Consider the following 21,785-nt stretch of genomic DNA (forward strand, 5'->3'; position numbering starts at 1 on the left):
CATGGAACAACGTCTGATCGCCAACAAGAAAGAACTTACGCTTAAGGGTTTCTTCCTCCAATGGGAATGGCTGCTCGTTCTCCTCCTCATCGGCGTGTTCGTCATGAACTCGAATTTGTCGGAGTATTTCCTGGACTCCGCCAATCTGAGGGACGCGACGATGGGGTTCCTGGACAAGGCGTTCATCGTGCTCCCGATGGTGTTCATCATTCTGCTCGGGGACATCGATATTTCCGTCGCCTCGATCGTCGCCTTGTCGTCCGTCATTATGGCGGATCTGTACAATCACGGCGTCCCGATGGAACTGGCCGTCATTATCTGTCTGGCAATCGGTACGATCTGCGGCTGGGTCAACGGGCTGCTGATCGTCAAGTACAAGGAGCTGTCCGCCGTTATCGTCACGCTGGCGACGATGATCATCTATCGCGGGATCGCTTATATCCTGCTCGAAGATCAGGCGTCGGGCAAATTCCCGAGCTGGTTCAAGTTTCTCGGCTGGGGTTACGTCGGAGGCATTCCCTTTATTCTGATCGCATTCGTCTTCTTCGCGGTCGTGTTCTGGATTTTGCTTCATAAGACGACGTTCGGAAGAATGGTGTACGCGATGGGCAACAACGCGACGGCCGCCAGATTTTCCGGCATTCAAGTCGACAAGATCAAGATCATCGTCTTTACGCTGGCCGGCCTGATGTCGGCGATCACGGCGCTGTTCCTGACTTCGCGGATGGGCAGCACCCGTCCGAACATCGCGATGGGGTACGAGCTGGAGGTCATTGCGATGGTCGTGCTCGGCGGAGTAAGCACCGCGGGCGGCAAAGGCCGCATGATCGGCGCGATTCTGGCCGTGTTCCTGATCGGATTCCTGCGGTACGGTCTCGGTCTCGTCAATGTCTCCGCTCAGATGCTGCTGATTATCATGGGCGTGCTGCTGATCGTCTCCGTGGCGATTCCGCAGCTCAAGCAGCGCTTCGCTTACGCCCGCAGGAAATAAACGAACGAATCGCACCCTCTTACGTTACATCACAGTCCACAGACTGTTTTGTATAGCTGTCTTCATCAGAAACGAAAAGAAAAGGGAGGAAAAGAAAGTGAAAAAGTTCTTCGGTATTTTCCTTACTGCGGTTATGCTGGTGGCGGTCCTGTCCGCGTGCGGCGGCAAAAATGACGGCAACTCGGGCGGCCAAGCTTCCGGAAGTCCGGCGGCCGGCGGCGATTCGGGCGCCAAGAAGAAATTCGCCATCATCTATAAGAATACCGGCAACCCGTACGGCGAGAAAGAAATGGAAGGCTATAAAAACGCGATCGAAGAGCTGGGCTACGAAGCGATTCTGAAAGCACCGGACCAGCCGACCGCGGAAGCGCAAATCACGATGATCGACGAACTGATCTCGCAAAAGGTGAACGCTCTCGCCATCGTAGGCAACGATCCGGACGCTCTGCAGCCTGCTCTGGAGAAAGCGATGAACGCCGGCATCAAGGTGCTGTCGCTCGATTCCGCGGTTAACGCCGAGAGCCGCATGCTGCACATTAACCAAGCGGACCCGGAACGCATCGGCCGCACGCTCGTGCAAGGCATCGTGGAGATGATCGGCGGCTCCGGAGAAATCGCCATTCTGAGCGCGACTTCCCAAGCGACGAACCAAAACCTGTGGATCGATTGGATGAAAAAAGAGCTGGAAGATCCGAAATACGCCGATGTGAAATTGGTCAAAGTCGCTTACGGCGACGACCTGCGCGACAAGAGCGTATCCGAGACGGAAGCGCTGCTGAAATCGTATCCGAACCTGAAGGGCATCATCTCCCCGACGACGGTCGGCGTCGCGGCGGCCGGCAAAGTGCTTACGGACAAAGGCCTCAAAGGCAAAGTGCAATTGACCGGTCTCGGCTTGCCGAGCGAGATGGCCGAGTACATCCAAAGCGGCATCTGCCAATGGATGTACCTGTGGAATCCGCTTGACGTCGGCTATCTGTCCGGCTACGCGGCGGACGCTCTCGTGAACGGCACGATTACAGGCGCCGTCGGAGACAAGTTTACGGCCGGCAAGCTCGGCGAGAAGGAAATCATCGCCGACGGAGACGGAACGCAAGTGATGCTGGGCGACCCGTTCAAATTCGACGCATCCAACATCGCTGAATGGAAAGACGTTTACTAATCCCGAGTAAATAGACAAGGGAAGCCGTTTCGAAAGGTCTGTTCCAGATCTGGAGAGGCGGCTTCTTTGCCGAAGGAGGAGTGTCAATTCAAGACTAAGGCCGAGGAAACGGTCGGCTTGATCGAGACGAACCTCAACAAAGCCTCCGTGACGATGAAAATGGACATCGAGCCGCTGGCCAACCGAATGATCGCCGAGACGAACCGGATCGTTCAGCACAGCCAGCAGCTCAAATCGGAGCGCGAAGCCGCGATCGACAAGCGGGTTAGCCGCACCATCGTCGGCATCGGCATCGCGAGCTTGGCGCTGTTCGCCGCGGCGATTGCGGCCAGCTACGTCTATGCGCGGCGAATGGCGAAGCCGCTCGCCAAGATGGCGGAGCAGACTGCGCAGATCGCCTCGGGCAATTTGCAGGTGGAACGGACGCGGCATGTTTCCACGGACGAGATCGGGCGACTGTCGAGTCATTTCCTGGAGATGTCGGACAGTCTTCGGGACTTGATCGAGCGGATCGCAGGCACCGCCGACGAGATCGGGCAAGCCGCGGGCAGCTTGCGGGTCTACTCGACCGAGACGAAGCTGGCGAGCGGACAAATTGCGTCCGCGATGGAGCAGGTGCAGGAGGCGGTCGAGCTGCAGACCCGGCACGTCGACGAGACGGAGCGTTCGGCGCGCGGGATGGCGGAAGGCGTAGGCGGCATTGCCCGCAACGCGCGGGATGCGGCTGACCGGGCGGAAGGAATGATGAGGCAAGCCGATCGGGGAGCGGAGGAGATGTCTGCGACGGTGGAGCAAATGTCCGCCGTCGCCGAATCGATCGGGCAGCTTCGCGACGCCGTCATCCGCTCTGGCTCCAAGAGCGAGCGGATCGGCGAAATTGTGGGCGTCATCTCCTCGGTCGCGAAGCAGACGCAGATTCTGGCGCTGAACGCTTCCATTGAAGCGTCGAGAGCGGGAAGCGGCGGCCAAGGCTTCGCCGTCATTGCGGAGGAGGTGCGCAAGCTGTCTGCGCAGACCGCCGAATCCGCGGCCGACATCGGCCGGTTCGTGGACGAGATCGCCGGCGAGACGCGGCTGTCGTTCGACGCGGCCGAGCAAAGCCGGATGGAGGCGGATAGGGGCATGACGTCGGTTCGGCAGGCGAGGGCGACGTTCGAGACGTTCCGGAGCTCGTTCGAGACGCTGGCCGACGGCATCCGCGAGATCGACGCCGCGGCGGCGCGGATCGACCGTATGACGGAGGAGGTGCGTCATACGATGGCGTCGGTGCTGGACGCGGTGCGTTCCACGACGGGCAAGGCGGAGGAAGTGTCGGCGTCGACCGAGGAGCAGTTCGCGGCGATGGAGGAGATGGCGTCGTCGGCGGAGGCGCTCGGCAGGTTGGCCGATCGGCTTCAGGAGGCGACCAGCCGGTTCAAGCTGTAGAGGGCTCGTTGAGCGCATCTTCTGAAGGGACGGTGGAGGCAGCGTTCGATGCCTGCCAAGGTCTAGCTCAGCAGCGGGTACCTCTCACGCAGTTTTCGGCTCATGCCCGCGATGGCTTCTGCATCGAGCAGGTGCAAAGGGAAGCGTTGAAGCGGGGCCGGGGAGGCTGGCTGAGCCAGTTCCTCCAGCGCACGGACGATCGCCGCGGAGAACTCTTCCGCGGAGGCGGGGCCGGACGGAGCCCGCTCGGTCAAGCTGGCCATCGTGTCCGGGCGAACCTCAGGGTACGCGTCCGGCGCGGCGCCGTCCGCAGCCTCATCGTAGAACGCCTTGACGAGCTCGGCTCGCTCGGCCCCCGAGCCTTCGACGAGGACGAAGGCTTGAATGATCATCGACTTCAGCTGCCTGCGCTGCGCGATGCCGCAAAACTTCAGCCCGTCCACGCTCAGATCGTAGTCCCCGGGGCAGTAAGAGCCTGCGATCTCGCCTTTGGCGATAGGAATGCCGTAGAAGGACAGCGCTCGGCCGATCGTCAGAAACATTTTCTCGAAGTCGACCAAATAATTCTGCGTCCGGCTTCCGTCTATCGGCAGCACGAGCGAGACGTTCGCGACGCCGGCGTCGAGCGGAACCGCCGCTCCCCCGGAATGGCGGACGAGCACGGAGTAGCCCGTGCTCCGAAGCCGTCGGGCCGCATCGGACGCGCCGGGCAGCCGGCCGTCTCTCGCCCCGATGGCGAAAGCGCGCGGATGCCGCCAGAGATGGCAGACCGGCGTCCCGCCGCTCCCGACCTCCCTGCCGAGCAGCTCGTCGATCGCGAAGGAATACGCGATGTCCTGTCCATGCGCAAGCTCCGCCGTCCGGTCCAGAATCCTCATTCCGTTCGTCCACGCATATTCGTTTTCACTCATTCGGTCCACTCTCCCGCAGGCTTCTATCGCTCAAGCATACCCGATACTTTCGCTCGGCGACAATCGTTCGGGCATTTGCCCGGCCTCAGCCTTATGTGGCCTTCTCCTCGACCTCAGCCTTATGTGGCCTTCTCCTCGACCTCAGCCTTATGTGGCGTTCACCCGGCCTCAGCCTTTCGGGACCTCAGCCTCTCGCAGCTTTCGCTCAGCCGCGTCAACCTCGCGGGGAGGTTGGGTTTCTTGCGCCGTTTCTGTTATCATGAATCGCATATCGACCATGCGCGAGGGAAGGCAACAGGATGAAACTCGGGAAGCTGTACCGCAACTATTTCCGCAACAATCTGTTCGTTAAGGTGATTCTCGTGTTCGCGCTGATCGTCAACGCCACGATTATCACGTTTTCTTATTTGCTGTACCGGCTGATGTCCGCATCGGTCGCCGAGGGCGAACTGAACAACCAGAAGCAGGCGATGGACCGGGTCAACCGCTATATCGAGCAGAAATACGATTGGCTGCAGGATACGGTGTCGGAGCTGTACCGCAACGGCGTGCTGGCGAGCAACGCGTCCTATTTTCTGAAGCATTCCTACAACGATTACGTGCAATACATGCTGGATCAGAATTACGAAGGCGGCGGTTCGACGGACGTCTTGAATTACTTGGCCGGACGGATCGAGTCGGATTCCGATATCCAGAACGTCATCCTGTACAGCTCGCGAAAGCAGTCGATGTACGTCTACGATTCCAAAGGAACGAAGCGGCTGTACGACGTGAACGCGACCCGCTCCTACGTGCCGGAGATCATGGCTGCGGAAGGGCCGGCCGCATCCGTGCCCAACGTCTGGATCCGCAAGACGATCAACCAATGGAACCCGCAGCTGTACGGAATGAGAATGCGCCTGAACGACAAAAACTCTCTCGAAAGCATAGGGCAACTGCTCGTCTATTTCGACGCGGGCATGGCCGGCAGAGCGCTGGAGGAGAATCGCGCCCCGCTCAAAGGCACGATCCTCGTCCTCACGCCGGACGGGCAGGTGATGATGGATACGTCCAACCGCTACTACGGCGCGCCCTTCCCCTACATGGAGCAAATCCAGTCCTTGAACGCCGTCGAGACGCTGGGCGAGCCGTCTTATATTTCCTCGCTGACGCAAAACAAAGCGGGCTACATCGTCGTCGGCATCGCGCCGGTCGATGAAATCGCCGAGGCTTACGCCGGACTCCGAAGGACGATCGTTCTCATTGCCGCGATCTGCATCGTCGTCGCCGTCGTCATTCCGTCGCTCGTCATCGTCAGCATCTCCAGAAGGACGAATCAGATCGTCCTGTTCATGAAGAAGGTCGAGGGCGGCAACCTGACCGCGCGCCTCCAGGATCCGCGCGAGGACGAGCTCGGGCAAATCTCGCACAGCTTTAACGAGATGCTGGACGAGCTGAACCGCCGAATCGACCGGGAGTACAAGGCGGAAATCCGCTTGAAGCAGACGGAGCTGTCTGCGCTGCAGGCGAGAATCAAGCCGCACTTCCTGTACAACACGCTGGAGGTCATCCGGATGCGGGCGGTGTCGCGGGGAGCCGAGGACGTCGCGGAGATGATCTACAGCCTGGCCGCGCTGTTCCGCAATTCGGTCAGCGCCAATCCGGAATGCACGCTGCGCGAGGAACTGGAGATGTGCCGTCTTTACCTGGAGCTGTTCCGCATCCGATATAAAGATAAGTTCGCGTATTCGATCGAATGCGAGCCGGAGCTGGCGGGCATCGTCGTCTTTAAGCTGCTGCTGCAGCCGCTCGTGGAAAACTATATCGTGCATGGGCTGGACCCGGAGCGCAAGGACAACGTGCTGGACATTCGGGCGTTCAGAGACGGCGGGCTGATCGTCGCGCGGCTGCGCGACAACGGCAAGGGAGTCGAGCCGGACCATTTGCAGCGCATTATAAGCGAGTTGGGTACATCGGAGGCCCCGGAAGGAAAATCGTTCGGTCTGCGCAGCGTCAACGACCGGCTGAAGCTGACGTACGGGCCGTCCTACGGAATAAGCATCGAGAGCGAGCCGGGCGAGGGCACGACGGTGACGGCGGTCTGGCCGGCGGAGAAGGAAGGGGAGGAAGCGGACGATGTATAACGTATTGCTCGTCGACGACGAGCCGTTTATTACGGAAGGGCTGATCGACGCGGTGGATTGGTCGGCGTTCGGTCTGGAAGTCGTCGGCAGCGCGGACAACGGCAAGCGGGCGCTGGAGCTGCTGCGTCAGGTGCCGGCCGACGTTCTGATCACCGACATTTCGATGCCGGTCATGGACGGTCTTACGCTGATCCGGAAGGCCCGTGAGCTGCTTCCCGCACTGAAGGTCATCATTCTGAGCGGCTACAACGAATTCGATTACTTAAAGGAAGGCATGCGTCTCGGCATCGAAAATTACTTGCTCAAACCGGTCAACTTCGAAGAGCTGCGCTCGACCTTGGGCGCGACGGCCGACAAGCTGAACGCCGCGAGACCGGAACGGGCTTTCGGCGAAGACGAGATCGGCATCTTGCGCGACAACGTCATGAAGCGGTGGCTGACCGGGCGCATCGGTCCCGCTGAGCTGGCGGAGAGGCTGGGGATGCTCGGCATCGGGGCGATGAAGCCGTATTCGGCGGCAGCGATCATCCGTTTCTCCGGGGACGAGGGAGATGCCTACGAGGAGACAGCGAGAGCGCTGGCCGGCGAGGAAGACGTCGTCTTATTCCGGGATACGGAAGGGGACGACGCGATCGCCGCGTTCGGCATGGACGATCCCGAGCTGGGCAGGAAGCTGGCGGAGAAGAAGCTGCTCGCGCTCGCCGAAGCCGGGGAAGGACGCATTCGCGTCGCGCTCGGCGGGGCGAAGCCGACCGCGGCGGCGGGAGAGAGCTACGAGCAGGCCCGGCGCGCGCTGCAGCTGTTCCTGATCGCGCCCGACCGCCGGTACATCGATTGCGACTCGCTGCCTTCGGCCTCCGCGATCTCGCTGCCCGAAGGCGTGCTGGAATGGGACGCCTACGCCAGAGATTTCGTCGCCAAGGACAAGCCGGAGCTGCTGCGCCGGATCGGCGCCGACTTTGCCGCCATTCGCGCCGCCGCCGATCCGATGCGCGCCAGGGGAGCCGCTGTCGAACTGATCATCCGCATGAAGCTGGAGACGGACAAGCTGAACCGGCCCGACGCGGCCGAAGCGTACCGGAGCGCCCTCGATCTGGCCGTCGGAGCGGAGTCGCCGGGCGAGCTGGAGGAAGCGGTGACGGCCGCGGCGACGTACTCCGTCGATTCGTTCGCCGGGGAAGACATGAGCCCGGTCGTCAAGCAGGTGCTGCGGCACATTCAGGAGCATTACGCCGAGCCGATGACGCTTAAGTCGCTCGGGCAGATGTACCATATCCACCCGAACTACCTCGGTCAGCTGTTCCACAAGCAGACGGGGGAGACGTTCGCGGATTACATCAACAAGTACCGTATCGGCAAAGCGAAGGAGCTGCTGCTGGAAAGCCCGCTGAAGGTGAACGAGATCGCCCGGCAGGTCGGCTACTGGGAGATCGGTTATTTCTACAAGCAGTTCAAGAAGCACGTCGGCATCGTTCCCAGCGAGTACAAGGGATTGATCTGAAGCCGGCCTCGCAATAGCGCATCATCTATAGCCATTCCAAGATAAACGACTCAGTCCCTGAAACTTCGACAGTTTTGGGAACGGCGTCGTTTATTTAGTTTGTCCATGGAATCTTTGGTTTCTCGTATTTTTGAAAATGGTTTCATCCTTTAATATTCAAGGTGCAGTTGCAACATACTTATGCAGACAGATAAGGGAGGCCATACAACATGAGCAGCACCCGTAAGAAATTAACGTTCGGTCTGACGTCGATTCTGGCCGCTTCGCTCGTTCTCGGAGCTTGCGGCAACAACAAAGCTTCCGACAACTCCGCCGCTTCCGGCAACGGTGACAAAGGCGAGACGGTCGAGCTGAGCTGGTACACGATCGGCACGCCGCAGAAAGACGTCGACAAGGTCATGGAAGAAGTCAGCAAGTACACGAAAGAGAAGATCGGCGCGACGGTCAAAATGACGATGATCGACTGGGGCGACTACAACCAGAAGATGCAGGTTCTGACCGCTTCCGGGGCTTCGATGGACATTATGTTCACTGCTTCGTGGGCTTTCGACTACGTGCAGAACGCGCGCAAGGGCGCATTCGCTCCGATCGACGAGCTGCTGGACCAATACGGCAAGGGCATCAAGGAAACGCTGGACCCGGCGTTCCTGGAAGGCTCCAAGGTCGACGGCAAAAACTACGGCGTTCCGGCCAACAAGGAGCTTCCGGCTCAAGAGGTATGGCGCTTTAACAAGAACATCCTCGACGAGAACAACCTGAGCTTCGAAGGCGTCCGCACGCTGGAAAGCCTGGAGCCGCTGCTGAAGACGGTCAAGGAAAACAATCCGGACGTCATTCCGTTCCAAGTGGACAAAAACTTCATGCCTTACGTGCCTTACGACTACTTGATCGAGAAATTCCCGCTGGCCGTCAAGCTGGACGACACGGAATACAAAGTCGTGAACGTATTCGAGACGCCGGAGATGAAGCAGGCGCTCGCGACGATGCACAAGTATTACAAAGCGGGCTACGTTCCGACCGAAGCGGCAACGCTCGAATCTTCGAGCGACGTGCAGGCGACGGGCCTCTGGTTCGCCGACAAGGCGACGACGCAGCCGTTCGCGGACAACGTCTGGTCGACGAGCTACGGCTATCCGATCATCTCCACGCCGCAGAGCGACGCGCTCGTGTACAACCTGTCCGTTATGGGTTCGATGCAGGCGATCTCGGCCAACTCCAAGCATAAGGAGAAGGCGATGGAGTTCCTGAACCTGCTGAACACCGATCCGGTATTGCGCAACATGGTCGACTCCGGCATCGAAGGCACGCACTACAAGAAAGTCGACGACACGCACATGGAAAACCTGCCCGAGTCGAAAAACTACGACATGCCGACGTTCTCTCTCGGCAACGTGATGCTGACTTACCTGAACCCGGGCGACCCGGACAACAAGTGGGAAGAGTTCAAGAGCTACAACGACGCGGGCCAACCGGCTATCCTGCTCGGCTTTAACTTCGATCCGTCGAAGGTGTCGACGGAGATCGCGGCCGTGCAGAACGCGAAGGAAGCGTTCTGGGCTCCGCTGATGACGGGTACGGTCGATCCGGAATCGTACGTGCCGAAAGCGATCGAGAAGCTGCAAGCGGCCGGTCTGGACAAGATCATGGCCGAAGCGCAAAGCCAGCTCGACGCCTGGAAAGCCGCCAACAACAAGTAAAAATCAATAGCGCGGGCGAATGATCGGCATTCGCCCGCTTTTCACAGTGATTCAGAAAGTATAAAATTCGCTATCCTTTTCTGAATCACCTCCGACAAAAACTCAATTTTGCGTCTGGAGGACGTCAAAGGCGTTTTTGCTTGATTAGGCTTGTCTTGCATTTCACAGCGCAAGGGGGATTGTTCATGAAAGCCTTAGGGCGCCATCTGAAAGATATTAACCGCAACAAGGCCATGCTGCTGATGGTTCTTCCCGCCAGCCTATGGTTCATCTGTTTTTCTTATTTGCCTATGCTCGGAACGATCATTTCGTTTAAGGAGTATCGTTTTAGCGGCAGCTTCCTGTCGAGCATCATCAACAGCAAGTGGGTCGGCTTCGACAACTTCAAGTTCCTGTTCCGCACCGACGACGCTTATATTATTACGCGCAATACGATTCTCTATAACGCCGTCTTCATCTTCATCGGCCTCGTGCTGGCCGTGGCGATGGCGATCGTGCTGTCCGAAATCGCAAACAAAAGACTGGCGAAATGGTACCAGACGGGGATGTTCATGCCGTACTTCCTGTCGTGGGTCATCGTCGGCTATTTCGTATATAGCTTCCTCAGCTACGACCGCGGCATGATCAACAAGATCGCCGTCACTCTGGGGGCGGATCCGACGCAGTGGTATTCCGAGCCGAAATATTGGCCGCTGATTATCGTGCTCGTCTTCCTGTGGAAATCGCTCGGCTATAACAGCGTCATCTATCTGGCCGCCATCATGGGCATCGACAAGTCGCTGTACGAAGCGGCGATGATCGACGGGGCGAACAAATGGCAGCAAATCCGCAACATTACGCTCCCGATGCTCACCCCTCTGATGACGATCCTGACGCTGCTGGCGATCGGCCGCATTTTCTACGCCGACTTCGGTTTGTTCTATCAGGTAACCCGGGATTCCGGCACACTGTATTCGGTCACGAACGTTATCGACACTTACGTGTACCGCGGCCTGAAGACGACCGGGGAGATCGGCATGAGCACCGCGGCGGGCCTGTACCAATCGTTCGTCGGCTTCGTGCTCGTCATTACTTCCAACTATATTGTCCGCAGATTCAACAAGGACAACGCGCTCTTCTAATCTCTGCAGAAAGGAGCAACCCTCATGGCCTCTTTGGCGAAATCGCGCGACTTTCACCGGCTTTCCCCGGTCTGGAACGTCACGTTTAATCTGATCGCGGGCTTGTTCTCGCTGGCTTGCGTATTCCCGTTCCTGTTCGTCATGATCTTGTCGTTCACCGACGAGAAGACGCTGGCGCGCAACGGCTATTCTCTGTTTCCGGAGAAATGGAGCTTGGCCGCGTACGAATATATTTTCAAGGCGGGCGATCAGCTGCTTCGTTCCTACGGGGTGACGATTTTCGTTACGGTCGTCGGCACGGCGCTCAGCCTGATCTTCATCTCGCTGTTCGCTTACGCCATCTCGCGTAAAAGCTTCAAATACCGGACTTATTTCGCTTTCTTCGCCTTTTTCACGATGCTGTTCAACGGGGGACTCGTCCCTACCTATATCGTTACGACCAAGCTGCTCGGCTTGCAAAATTCCATCTGGGCGCTTATACTGCCGCTGACGGTTAACGCTTTCTACATTATGATCATGCGGACGTTCTTCTCCACGATGATTCCGGACGCAATTATCGAATCCGGCAAAATCGACGGCGCGGGCGAGTTCGGCATCTTCTTCCGGCTGGTCATTCCGCTGGCGCTGCCGGGCCTGGCCACGATCGCTCTGTTCAGTACGCTGGGCTACTGGAACGACTGGTTTAACGCTTTGCTCTACATCGAGGATCCGAGCATCGTGCCTTTGCAGTCGATGCTGATGCGGATCGAGAACAGCATGCAGTTCATTTTGCAGAATACGAACAATCCGTCCCTTGGCATGGGGGTGCTGCAGTCGATGCCGCAGGATACGTCGCGGATGGCGATGGTCGTGCTGGCGACCGGACCGATCGTGCTGGCCTATCCGTTCTTCCAGCGCTACTTCATTCAAGGCTTAACCGTCGGCGCCGTGAAGGAATAACGGGGCTTCGCGCAGAATCGATAACGCTATGGAGGGATTCATACAATGGAACAATTCAGATTGCCCAAAATTTCCATGCCCAAGCTGGAACTGCCCCAATCGGTACAGGACGCGCTGACCGAGGCGGAGAGCAAGCTGGCTCATCGCCCCAAGCTGCTGAAGCTGTTCAAGAACTGCTTCCCGAACACGCTGGAGACGACGACCAAGCTGCAGGACGACGGCACGACGTTCGTCATTACCGGGGACATCCCGGCCATGTGGCTGCGCGATTCCGTCGAGCAAGTGATCCATTACGTGCCGCTGGCCAAGGACGACGCCGATCTGCAGCGGATTATCGCCGGACTCGTCAAGCTTCATATGAAGCTGATCCAGATCGATCCTTACGCCAACGCTTTTAATGAAATGGACAACGATTGGCATTGGAACGCGGACGACGTCACGGAGATGTCGCCGTGGGTGTGGGAGCGCAAGTTCGAGCTCGATTCGATCTGTTTCTCGATGCGGCTTGCTTACGCCTATTGGAAGGAGACGGGGCTGGCGGACATCTTCGACTCCGAGTTCAAGAAGGCGATGCGGGCGGCGGTCGATCTGTGGAAAAGGGAGCAGCGGCATTTCGAGCAGTCTCCTTACCGCTTCGAGCGGAATAACGGCATTGCCACCGACTCGCTCATGAACGACGGATTGGGCATGCCGGTCAACTATACGGGCATGGTCTGGTCCGGTTTCCGTCCGAGCGACGACGCCTGCGACTTCCATTACAACATTCCGGACAACATGTTCCTCGTCGTGACGCTGCGGCAAATGCGGGAAATCGCCGAATTCGTGTTCCGCGACCTGTCGTTCGAGAACGAGATGGCCAAGCTGGAGCGCGAGGTCGATCACGGCATCCGCCTGTACGGCGTCTACCGGCACCCGGAATTCGGCCCGATCTACGCGTACGAGACGGACGGCTTCGGCAATTACTGCCTGATGGACGATGCCGGAACGCCCGGCCTGATCTCGATTCCTTATCTGGGTTACGTGTCGGAGGACGATCCGATCTACGAAAATACGCGACGCTTCGCCCTGAGCAAGGAAAACCCGTTCTATTACGAGGGCAAGGTTGCCAAAGGCATAGGCAGCCCGCACACGCCGCCGGATTACATCTGGCATATGGCGCTGTCGATGCAAGGGCTGACGGCGAAGTCGGCCGAGGAGAAGCTGGAGATGATCGCCTTGCTGGAAGCGACGGACGCGGACACGGGCTTCATGCATGAAGGCTTCCATGCGGACGATCCGGGCACGTTCACGAGAAAATGGTTCGCTTGGTCGAACAGCTTGTTCTCCCAGTTGGTCTACAAGTCGATGAAGGCGGGATTGCTGGATGGCTAAAACGATCCTATTTTACGATCCTTCGTTTCCGGGCGCCGCGGCGCTCGGGGGCGAGGCGATGGAGAGGCTGCGGGCGATCGGTACGGTCGTCGACGCGGCCGATTTGGCAGCGGCGCTTAAGGCGGCGGACGGGGGAAGCTTCGTCACGCTGCACGCCCCTTATTTTCCGGCGGATGCCTGGGAAGAGACGGCGGCTTTCCTGAAACGGGGAGGCGGACTGGTCAGCGCGGGCGGAGCGCCGTTCCGCAGGCCGGTGCGTTCGGTCGAAGGCCGTTGGCACATCGAACCCGAGCAAACCGCATATCATCGGCAGCTTCGCATTCACGAGATGCTGCCGGTCCAATCGAAGCCTGTCGCGAAGCTGGAAGCGGCGGGCGATCTTCCGTTGTTCGGGGGCAGCGAGGCGCTGCTCGACGTTGCGGATACATGGAACCTCGTCCCGCACGTGACCAAGTCGAGCGACCTGCCGCACCAGATGGGCTCCGCCGGTCCGATGGACGCGGTTATTCACGCTCTGGTGAAGGGCATCTCGTCCGATGGACGGGAGGTTGCCGCTCCGGTCGTGCTGTGGGAGAACATGCGGGGCGAATTCGGCGGAGGGCGCTGGCTGTTCGTCAACCAGCCGCTCGGGCGCGGGTTCGCCGAGTCCGGCGGTTTCGAGGCGCTGGCTCGCTGGGCTTCGTTCTGCGCGGCGGGCGTGACCGAGCTGTGGGTCAAGCCGAGCTACGCCTCTTACGAGCCGCACGAGCGTCCGCTGCTGACGCTTCAGGCGCAGAAGCTCGGACGCGGCGGAGAGGCTCGCGAGTGGACGTTCTCGATGCGGGTCGTCCGGGAGAAGGACGGGGCCGTCGTATTCGAGCATCGGTTGGCAGCCAAGGTCGGAGAAGAGATTCGGTTCGAGCGCATTCCGGTGCCGATCGATCTGGAAGGCGGCTACTACGCGATCGTGTGCGAGGCCGAGGCTTCTGACGGCGAGAAGCGCATCTTGCGTCAAGGCTTCTGGGCCGTCGACGCGGAGCTGCTGAAATCGGGCAGTCCGATCGGCGTCGGCAGGGATTACTTCGAGAAGGACGGGCAGCCGCTGCCGATCGTCGGCATGACGTACATGACGTCGGACGTCGCGCGCAAGTTCCTGTTCCTGCCGAACGTCTCGGTCTGGGACAAGGATATGGCGCAGATGCGCAAGGCCGGCATCAACTGGATTCGCACGGGCATCTGGACCGCATACCGCAACGTGATGCAGGTGGACGGCCACGCTTCGGAGGAAGTGCTGCGCTCCATCGACGCCTTCTTCCAGACGGCGAAGAAGCATGATTTGCAGGTGACGTTTACGTTTTTCTCGTTCACTCCGGAGACGTGGGAAGGGAAAAATCCGTACCTTGACCCTCGCAGCGTGGAGGCGCAGAAGCGCTTCATTCGCTCGATCGTCAGCCGTCATCGGGAGACGACAAACGTCGATTGGGATCTGATCAACGAGCCTTCGATGTTCGATCCCGAGCAGATTTTCGCGGACGGTCCCCGGTCTTGTCGGGATGAATTCGAGCGGCAGGCTTATGTGGAGTGGCTGACCGAGCGGCACGGCACGGTCGAGGCGCTGCGCGAGCGCTGGGGCATGACGCGAGGAGAACTGCCGGACTTCGCCTCGGCAGCCGTTCCCGAAGCGCGCGACATCAACTTCGACATTCAGGATATGCATCAGGGCAAGAGAGGGACGCGCTGGCTGGATTACGTTCTGTTTTCCATGGAGATGCACAACCGATGGGCGAAGGAACTGTACGACGCGATCAAGGACGTCTGCCCGGACCAGCTTGTCACGGTCGGTCAGGACGAGGCGCTTGGGGCGCAGCGGCCCTCCCCGTTCTTCTATCAGGAAGCGGCGGACTACACGACGGTGCATAGCTGGTGGTTGAACGACCATCTGCTGTGGGACGGAATTTTTGCCAAGACGGCTGACAAGCCGAATGTCGTCCAGGAAACGGGCATCATGTATGTGGAGACGCCGGAAGGCTTCGCCAAGCGGAGCGAGGAAGAGCTGCGCGCCATGCTGGAGCGCAAGTACGCCTACGCGTTCTCGACGGGCGGCGCGGGCGCGATCCACTGGATCTGGAACACCAACTTCTATATGGACAACGCCAACGAATCGCATATCGGCGCTTTGCGCGCAGACGGCACGGAGAAGCCGGAGGCGGACGTGTCGTATCGGTTCGGCAGCTTTATGGAAGAGATTAAGGGGCTGTTCCGGGACCGCGAACTGGAAGACGTCGCCGTCGTGTTCCCGTATTCCAACGACTTCTCGAACCGCAAGCTGGCGTTCGACGCCACGACGCGGCTGACGCGGGTGCTCGGCTACGAGCTGAATGTGCCGTTCCGCGGCGTGTCGGAATACCATCTGCACGAGCTGGAGGCGGCCCCGGCCAAGCTGGTCATCGTGCCGTCCGCGCATAACGTCGACGACAAGGCGTTTGCCGAGTTGCTCGATTACGTTGCCCGCACGGGTGCGACTTTGCTGTTCACGGGGCCGATGGGAATCGACGCGTACTGGCGCTCGGCGGAAAGGCTGTCCGATGCGTTCGGGAAGCGGAAGCTGAGCAACGTCGTTCGCGAGGAGCGGCTGGTCATCGGAGGCGCATCCTATCCGGTGTCTTACGGCAATCGGAGGATCGCCCAGGTATTCAAGGAGATTGCCGTTGAGGGCAGCGGCTCGGGTTCGGCGGGCGATGCGGTCGTCGAAGCGGCTTACGGCCAAGGGCGCGTCATCTGGTGTCCGCTGCCGGTGGAGCTGAACGACCGGGTCGAACCGATCTCGGCGCTGTATGCCCATGCGCTGAAGGCGTCCGGGTACGAACCGGAGCTGGAGTGGCTGGAAGGCGACTTGCCCGGCGTATACGGACGCAGATTGAAGTTCCGAGACGGCTCGCTGTACGTGTTCGTGTCGGAGTACGCCTTCGACACGTCCGTTCGGGTGAAGGACGCGCTTACGGGTACGACTTACAGCTTCGAGCTGGAACGGGAAAGAGCGGTGCTGTTCGCAACGGATGGAGAGGGACGCATCGTATCCGTCTACCGGCCGGAGGAAGTGCGGATAACCGCAAATGCATAAACGGTGAGGAGCTTGCGGCATGACAGACAAGACGAATAGACGAACGGCTCATATCATTTCGCATACCCACTGGGATCGCGAGTGGTACTTGCCTTACGAGAAGCATCACGTTCGGTTGATCGAGCTGATGGATACGCTGATGGACACGCTGGAGCGCGAGCCGGAGTATCGCAGCTTTTTCCTCGACGGACAGACGATCATTCTGGAAGATTATTTGCAAGTTCGGCCCGACCGCAGGGAGCGGCTGGAGAAGCTGATTCATGAAGGCCGCATCCATATCGGACCGTGGTACATTCTTCAGGACGCGTTCCTGACGAGCGGCGAAGCCAACGTGCGCAACTTGCAGATCGGCCATCAGGACGCCGGGCGTTACGGGACAATCTCCAAGATTGGCTATTTCCCGGATACGTTCGGCAACATCGGGCAGGCTCCGCAATTGATGCGGCAGGCGGACATCGGCAACGCCGTGTTCGGCCGGGGCGTCAAGCCGACCGGGTTCAACAATACGGTCGCCGATTCCGACTACGAATCGTCCTTCTCCGAGCTGATCTGGGAAGGGCCGGACGGTTCGCGCGTGCTCGGCATCCTGTTCGCCAACTGGTACAGCAACGGCAACGAGGTGCCGGCAGATCCGGAGGAGGCGCGAGCCTATTGGGAGCGCAAGCTGGCGGACGCGGGCAAATACGCGTCCACCGGGGAGCTGCTGTTCATGAACGGCTGCGACCACCAGCCGATCCAGACCGATCTGCCGGAGGCGATTCGAGTTGCCCGCGAGCTGTATCCGGACACAGACTTCGTGCATTCCAGTTTCGCAGACTATCTGGCTTCTGTCGAAGGGGCGCTGAAGTCGGAGCTGTCGGTCGTCCGGGGCGAGCTGCGCAGCCAGCACACGGACGGCTGGTCCACGCTGGTTAACACAGCTTCGGCAAGGGTTTATTTGAAGCAGATGAACGAGCGCGGGCAGACGCTGCTGGAGAAGGTGGCAGAGCCGCTGGCGGCTTACGCTTCCGTGGCGGCGGGCCTTGCTTATCCGCACCATCTGTTCACGTACGCTTGGAAAACGCTGATGCAGAACCATCCGCACGACAGCATCTGCGGCTGCAGCGTGGACGAGGTGCACCGCGAGATGGTAACCCGCTTCGACAAGAGCCGGCACGTCGCCGAGACGGTTGTAGACGCGAGCGCGAAGGCGCTGGCGGAGGCGGTCGATACTTCGCCGTTCGCCGAGTACGGAGAAGATGCATTGCCGTTCGTCGTCTTCAATACGACGGGCTGGGAGCGCGCCGGCACGGTGGAAGTGGAGCTGGATGCCGAGCGTATCTATTTCCGCGACGGCGTCCCCATGGACGAGATGATCCGGAGAATGAACGAGGTGGACGTGACCGGCCGTGTCGTCGTAGACGTGGAAGGCCGTGTCGCCGTCCATACGCTGGAGGATCTCGGCCTGCAATTCGGCTATGATCTGCCCAGCGACAAGTTCCGCCAGCCTTACTGGGCGCGCCGGGTGAAGCTCGTGCTGCAAGCCGACCGCGTGCCTGCGCTGGGGCATAAGGCGTATGCCTGGGTGAAGGGCTCCGCGGGGGTTGAAGACGGCGCATCGCCCGAAGTCTCGGCTGAAGCTTCTCTGGTGTCGGAAGGGCGCGTGCTGGAGAACGAGCATCTGCGCGTCGAGATCGCGGACGACGGCTCGCTCTCGGTGACGGACAAGGCGTCCGGGGGCGTCTATCGCGATCTGCTCGTGTACGAGGACACGGGCGATATCGGCAACGAGTATATGTACAAGCAGCCAGACGGAGAGACTCCGCTCACGACCAAGGGGCTGGAAGCGGAAATTACGGTGCTGGAGAATACGCCGTACCGGGCTTCGATCGAGATCGTCCATTACTGGGCGGTGCCGGCTTCGGCGGACGAGCTGTTCGAGAAGGAGAAGCGGGAGGCGGTGTACTACCCCGAGCGCAAGGCTCAGCGGGTGGAGCATACCGTGCCGCTGACGATCCGCACCATGATTAGCTTGGAGCGGGACGGCAGAGGCGTCGGCGTTCGCGCGACGTTCGACAACCAGGCCAAGGATCACCGCGTCCGCGCGCTGTTCCCGACCGATCTGATCGCGGACTCTCACCGCGCGGACGCGATCTTCGAAGCAGCGGTGCGCGCCAACGAGCCGTCCGCTGAATGGGAAAATCCGAGCAACGCCCAGCACCAGCAAGCGTTCGCCGATGTCGGCGACGGCTCTCGGGGGCTTACGGTCGCTAACCGCGGATTGAACGAATACGAGGTGCTGCGCGACGGCCGCAATACAATCGCCGTGACGCTGCTGCGCTCGGTGTCCGAGCTCGGCGACTGGGGCGTCTTCCCGACGCCGGAGGCGCAGTGCCTGGGCGAGCATAGCGTTGAGCTGATGATTATTCCGCATGCCGGAGACGGAGCGGCTTCCGGAGCGTTCGCGCTGGCGTACCAGTTCCCGGTTCCGTGGACGGCCGCGCAGACCGGCGTGCACGACGGCAAGCTGGCCGCGATCGACGCGCCGCTGCATTGGGAGGGCGAAGGCATCGCCTTCTCCTCGATGAAGCTCGCGGAGGACAGCGGCGATCTGATGCTGCGCTGGTACAACCTGCAGCCGGAGGACGGAGAGCTGAGCGTCTACGCGACGGGCGACTTCACGCGCCTCTACAAGAGCGACGTGCTCGAACGCTCGGGCGAAGACGTCACGCCTTCCGATCGAGACGAACCGCTGAAGGTTCGCCTCGGCAAGTGCGAGATTTACACGCTGGGCGTAGCCGCAACCGAATAGGTCGCATCAACAGCAAGGGCTGTCGCTTCCGGTCATCGGAGGGGGCGGCCCTTTTCTGCGCGCGCCGAAAGCGTTTCTGCTTGGCGATTGCAATGGCGGGCGATTCAAATTAGAATCAACTCAGACACTTACGTTATCGGCACGAAGGGAGCACTCGGATTTGGAGTCCGCTTTACTCGGAAGTTTTATTTCGGCCATGGCCACCGTGCTCGGAGCCGCGCCCATCTTTTTTATCCGCAGGCTGTCCGAGAAGTGGAAGGACGTACTGGTCGCCTTCACGGCGGGAATTATGGTATCGGCTTCGACGTTCGGTCTGATGCCGCAGGCGATTAAGGAATCGGGGATACTGGGCTTGACGCTCGGTCTGCTGGTCGGAGTCGTCGCGCTCGATCTGATCGAGAAGAACATTCCTCATATCGACGTGGAGAACGACAGCAGGGTCAGCTCGTTCGATTCGAAGTCGCTGCTCGTCATTATCGCTCTGTTCATTCACAATATTCCCGAGGGTCTGAGCACCGGCTTCAGCTATGCGAGTCAGAATCAAGGGCTGGGACCGATGGTGGCGATCTCGATCGGAGCCCAGAATATGCCGGAAGGGCTTATTCTCGCCGTTTTCCTGATCAACTCGAAAGTGAGCAAGCTGCGGTCGTTCGCCATCGTTTTCCTGACCGGCTTGATGGAAGCCGTCTCGGCGGTCGTCGGCTATTTTACGGCAAGCGGCATCGCCGGGATGATCGGCTACGGATTGGCTTTCGCCGCGGGCGCGATGCTGTTCATCTCCTATAAGGAGCTGATCCCGGAAAGCCATGGGCACGGATACGAACGGTCCTCTACTTATTCTTTTATCCTGGGATTGTTGATCATGCTCTATATTAGTCAGTGGTTCGGATGAAGGGGGCGCGTCGGAGAAAATGAAGCTGTACGGCATGCGGTTAAATCCCGCGTTCGAGGGGCGCTTCGAGCGATTCTTGGAAGACAACTACGTCAGCATCGGCTACCCGGGCATCGGGGATTTGGAGGAAGCGGACAAGGACGAGATCGAGAGGAGACTGAGCGGTCTGGGCGGGTATGCCGGGCATGAGCTTCGGGCGGCTGCGGAGGAGATCCATCTGTTCGCGAGCGGAGTACGGGACGGCGATTATCTGTTGTTCGCAGATGGAGATACGGTCGTATTGGGCGATGTAGGAGATTATTTTTATGCAGAGTCGTCGGATGTTCCCGCGGACGGGGCTTGCCATCGCCGCGGCGTCACCTGGCTGCACCGGATCGCGCGCTCGGAGCTGAACGGTCTCGTGCAGGACCTGCTGGACGCTTCGGGCGTCATCCAAGCTTTTCCTTACCCGATTCAACTGGCCCAATTGGACCGATGGCTCTCTCCGCAGGGTGTTCAGCCGCCTGGCGCCGACCGTCCGAAGGTCGACGACGAGACGATCGCCGAAGCGCTGGAGGTGCTGAAGATGGCGCTTCGCAGCGACGACCCGGACAGGCGGGAGCGCGCCGCCGCAGCGATTTTGGGTTACGCCAAGTGAAACGTTGAGCGGGATGATGGAACGTGTGGAACATGATATAATATCCTTATACGCCGATGCGGAAGCACCGATGGAGCGTGGCATTTTATGCCGACTAACCATACGGGAGAGTGGATGTATTGGCTATCGTTCGTTTGAAACCGAAAAACGATTTTATATTCCGCCATCTGTTCGGAAAGCAAGCATCCGAGGAAAGCTTGAAGGCGCTGCTGAACGCGATTCTTCGGCCGGACGGGAAGGATCCGATCGCGTCGCTCACGATTGCGGGGAACATCGAACTGGGCAGCGATACGCCGGCAGGCAAAAACGGGCGCCTCGATATTCTGGCTGAGCTGTCCGGCGGAGAATTGATCAACATCGAAATGCAAATGGTTGATCGCGGCAACATGGTGAAGCGCACCTTGTTTTACTTGTCGAAGCTGTTCGCCTCAGCACTCACTGCAGGCAATCCTTACGAAAGCTTGAGGAAGACGATCACGATTAATCTCCTTAACTTCAACCTTTTCCCATATGATAGATTTCATAGTACGTACCACTTCTACGAGGATCACGAGGAACGCGCGCTGCTGACCGACGCGCTCGAAGTTCACTTCATCGAGTTTCCCAAGTTCGAGCGAATCGAGAAAGATACAAGCATCGCCTTGCACAGGTGGCTGATGTTCATGGACGAGAAGCTGCCTGAAGACCAATTGAAGGAGCTGATGGACATGGATCCGATCATTGCCAAAACGGAAGAGAAGCTGGAAGAGCTGAGCTTAGAGGAACGCTTCAGGGATTTTCTCGATGACAAGGAGAGGTATTTGCGGGATTGGGTGTATTCGGTGGACGTAACGGCGAAAAAAGCTGCGGAAGAGGCTCGAAAAAAAGCTCTTCTCGATAGCCGCACAGAGATGGCGCAAAAGATGCTGGCCAAAGGAATGGACCTCAAAACGATCGCCGAAGTCAGCGGGATGAGCGAGGAGCAAATCCGACAGCTGCAGGACAAGTAACGGCAGGCGGAATTCATCACGAATGGACGAGTCTCAAGGCGTCCGCATAAAAGGGAATGTCTCGAGCTATATACGAAAGGACCTCAAACTCCACCGCAACCGCGGAGGGCGAGGTCCTTTTTTCGTGCTTATATG

General features: G+C 59.4%; 15 protein-coding genes. 14 read left to right on the plus strand and 1 reads right to left on the minus strand.

Going from position 1 to position 21,785, the window contains the following annotated elements:
* Nucleotide 1: 1 nt before the first annotated feature.
* The 3 genes from B0G52_RS08290 (at nucleotide 2) to B0G52_RS08300 (ending at nucleotide 3,578) form a co-directional block, all read left to right on the plus strand.
* Nucleotides 2-991 (plus strand): ABC transporter permease, encoded by a 990-nt coding sequence (locus B0G52_RS08290; RefSeq protein ID WP_094043053.1) that lies wholly within the window; start codon nucleotides 2-4, stop codon nucleotides 989-991.
* Between the two features lie 97 nt (nucleotides 992-1,088).
* On the plus strand, nucleotides 1,089-2,153 hold the full coding sequence (gene rhaS / locus B0G52_RS08295; RefSeq protein WP_233162489.1) for a rhamnose ABC transporter substrate-binding protein: 1,065 nt from the start codon (nucleotides 1,089-1,091) through the stop codon (nucleotides 2,151-2,153).
* A gap of 66 nt (nucleotides 2,154-2,219) precedes the next feature.
* Complete coding sequence (locus B0G52_RS08300; protein WP_094043054.1) at nucleotides 2,220-3,578, plus strand: methyl-accepting chemotaxis protein; 1,359 nt, start codon at nucleotides 2,220-2,222, stop codon at nucleotides 3,576-3,578.
* 62 nt (nucleotides 3,579-3,640) lie between these two features.
* Here B0G52_RS08300 and B0G52_RS08305 read toward each other — a convergent pair whose 3' ends face one another.
* Entirely contained in the window at nucleotides 3,641-4,489 is an 849-nt protein-coding gene (locus B0G52_RS08305) for a lipoate--protein ligase family protein (RefSeq protein WP_094043055.1), read from the minus strand.
* A gap of 299 nt (nucleotides 4,490-4,788) precedes the next feature.
* Here B0G52_RS08305 and B0G52_RS08310 point away from each other — a divergent pair, with 299 nt between their 5' ends.
* The 11 genes from B0G52_RS08310 to B0G52_RS08360 all read left to right on the plus strand — a co-directional run bounded on the left by B0G52_RS08310 (nucleotide 4,789) and on the right by B0G52_RS08360 (nucleotide 21,650).
* On the plus strand, nucleotides 4,789-6,612 hold the full coding sequence (locus B0G52_RS08310) for a sensor histidine kinase (RefSeq protein ID WP_094043056.1): 1,824 nt from the start codon (nucleotides 4,789-4,791) through the stop codon (nucleotides 6,610-6,612).
* Nucleotides 6,605-8,113, plus strand: coding sequence for a response regulator transcription factor (locus B0G52_RS08315; RefSeq protein WP_094043057.1), 1,509 nt, complete (start codon nucleotides 6,605-6,607; stop codon nucleotides 8,111-8,113). The genes B0G52_RS08310 and B0G52_RS08315 overlap by 8 nt, the downstream gene beginning before the upstream one ends.
* 209 nt (nucleotides 8,114-8,322) lie before the next feature.
* Nucleotides 8,323-9,810 (plus strand): ABC transporter substrate-binding protein, encoded by a 1,488-nt coding sequence (locus tag B0G52_RS08320; RefSeq protein WP_094043058.1) that lies wholly within the window; start codon nucleotides 8,323-8,325, stop codon nucleotides 9,808-9,810.
* 185 nt (nucleotides 9,811-9,995) lie between these two features.
* Complete coding sequence (locus B0G52_RS08325) at nucleotides 9,996-10,931, plus strand: ABC transporter permease (protein ID WP_094043059.1); 936 nt, start codon at nucleotides 9,996-9,998, stop codon at nucleotides 10,929-10,931.
* A gap of 24 nt (nucleotides 10,932-10,955) precedes the next feature.
* On the plus strand, nucleotides 10,956-11,870 hold the full coding sequence (locus B0G52_RS08330; protein ID WP_094043060.1) for a carbohydrate ABC transporter permease: 915 nt from the start codon (nucleotides 10,956-10,958) through the stop codon (nucleotides 11,868-11,870).
* 45 nt (nucleotides 11,871-11,915) lie between these two features.
* The gene (locus tag B0G52_RS08335; RefSeq protein ID WP_094043061.1) at nucleotides 11,916-13,241 is read left to right on the plus strand and encodes a glycoside hydrolase family 125 protein; all 1,326 of its coding nucleotides are present in this window, start codon (nucleotides 11,916-11,918) and stop codon (nucleotides 13,239-13,241) included.
* Entirely contained in the window at nucleotides 13,234-16,341 is a 3,108-nt protein-coding gene (locus B0G52_RS08340) for an alpha-amylase family protein (protein WP_094043062.1), read from the plus strand. The genes B0G52_RS08335 and B0G52_RS08340 overlap by 8 nt, the downstream gene beginning before the upstream one ends.
* A 19-nt stretch (nucleotides 16,342-16,360) precedes the next feature.
* Complete coding sequence (locus B0G52_RS08345; RefSeq protein ID WP_094043063.1) at nucleotides 16,361-19,132, plus strand: alpha-mannosidase; 2,772 nt, start codon at nucleotides 16,361-16,363, stop codon at nucleotides 19,130-19,132.
* A 160-nt stretch (nucleotides 19,133-19,292) separates the two neighbouring features.
* Nucleotides 19,293-20,024 carry a ZIP family metal transporter gene (locus tag B0G52_RS08350; RefSeq protein WP_094043064.1) on the plus strand — a complete coding sequence of 244 codons (732 nt, stop codon included), beginning with the start codon at nucleotides 19,293-19,295 and terminating at the stop codon, nucleotides 20,022-20,024.
* A 19-nt stretch (nucleotides 20,025-20,043) separates the two neighbouring features.
* Entirely contained in the window at nucleotides 20,044-20,661 is a 618-nt protein-coding gene (locus tag B0G52_RS08355) for a hypothetical protein (protein WP_094043065.1), read from the plus strand.
* Between the two features lie 119 nt (nucleotides 20,662-20,780).
* Nucleotides 20,781-21,650, plus strand: coding sequence for an Rpn family recombination-promoting nuclease/putative transposase (locus B0G52_RS08360; protein WP_158223631.1), 870 nt, complete (start codon nucleotides 20,781-20,783; stop codon nucleotides 21,648-21,650).
* The last annotated feature ends 135 nt before the right edge of the window (nucleotides 21,651-21,785 follow it).

The organism is Cohnella sp. SGD-V74, from assembly GCF_003001675.1.
Classification (GTDB): domain Bacteria; phylum Bacillota; class Bacilli; order Paenibacillales; family Paenibacillaceae; genus Cohnella.

What these genes read in the sequence shown, in the direction of transcription:
- B0G52_RS08340 (WP_094043062.1), top strand. Translation starts at nt 13,234, where the DNA reads ATGGCTAAAACGATCCTATTTTACGATCCTTCGTTTCCGGGCGCCGCG.
- B0G52_RS08315 (WP_094043057.1), top strand. Translation starts at nt 6,605, where the DNA reads ATGTATAACGTATTGCTCGTCGACGACGAGCCGTTTATTACGGAAGGG.
- B0G52_RS08310 (WP_094043056.1), top strand. Translation starts at nt 4,789, where the DNA reads ATGAAACTCGGGAAGCTGTACCGCAACTATTTCCGCAACAATCTGTTC.
- B0G52_RS08290 (WP_094043053.1), top strand. Translation starts at nt 2, where the DNA reads ATGGAACAACGTCTGATCGCCAACAAGAAAGAACTTACGCTTAAGGGT.
- B0G52_RS08335 (WP_094043061.1), top strand. Translation starts at nt 11,916, where the DNA reads ATGGAACAATTCAGATTGCCCAAAATTTCCATGCCCAAGCTGGAACTG.
- B0G52_RS08325 (WP_094043059.1), top strand. Translation starts at nt 9,996, where the DNA reads ATGAAAGCCTTAGGGCGCCATCTGAAAGATATTAACCGCAACAAGGCC.
- B0G52_RS08345 (WP_094043063.1), top strand. Translation starts at nt 16,361, where the DNA reads ATGACAGACAAGACGAATAGACGAACGGCTCATATCATTTCGCATACC.
- B0G52_RS08355 (WP_094043065.1), top strand. Translation starts at nt 20,044, where the DNA reads ATGAAGCTGTACGGCATGCGGTTAAATCCCGCGTTCGAGGGGCGCTTC.
- B0G52_RS08305 (WP_094043055.1), bottom strand. Translation starts at nt 4,489, where the DNA reads ATGAGTGAAAACGAATATGCGTGGACGAACGGAATGAGGATTCTGGAC.
- B0G52_RS08330 (WP_094043060.1), top strand. Translation starts at nt 10,956, where the DNA reads ATGGCCTCTTTGGCGAAATCGCGCGACTTTCACCGGCTTTCCCCGGTC.
- B0G52_RS08320 (WP_094043058.1), top strand. Translation starts at nt 8,323, where the DNA reads ATGAGCAGCACCCGTAAGAAATTAACGTTCGGTCTGACGTCGATTCTG.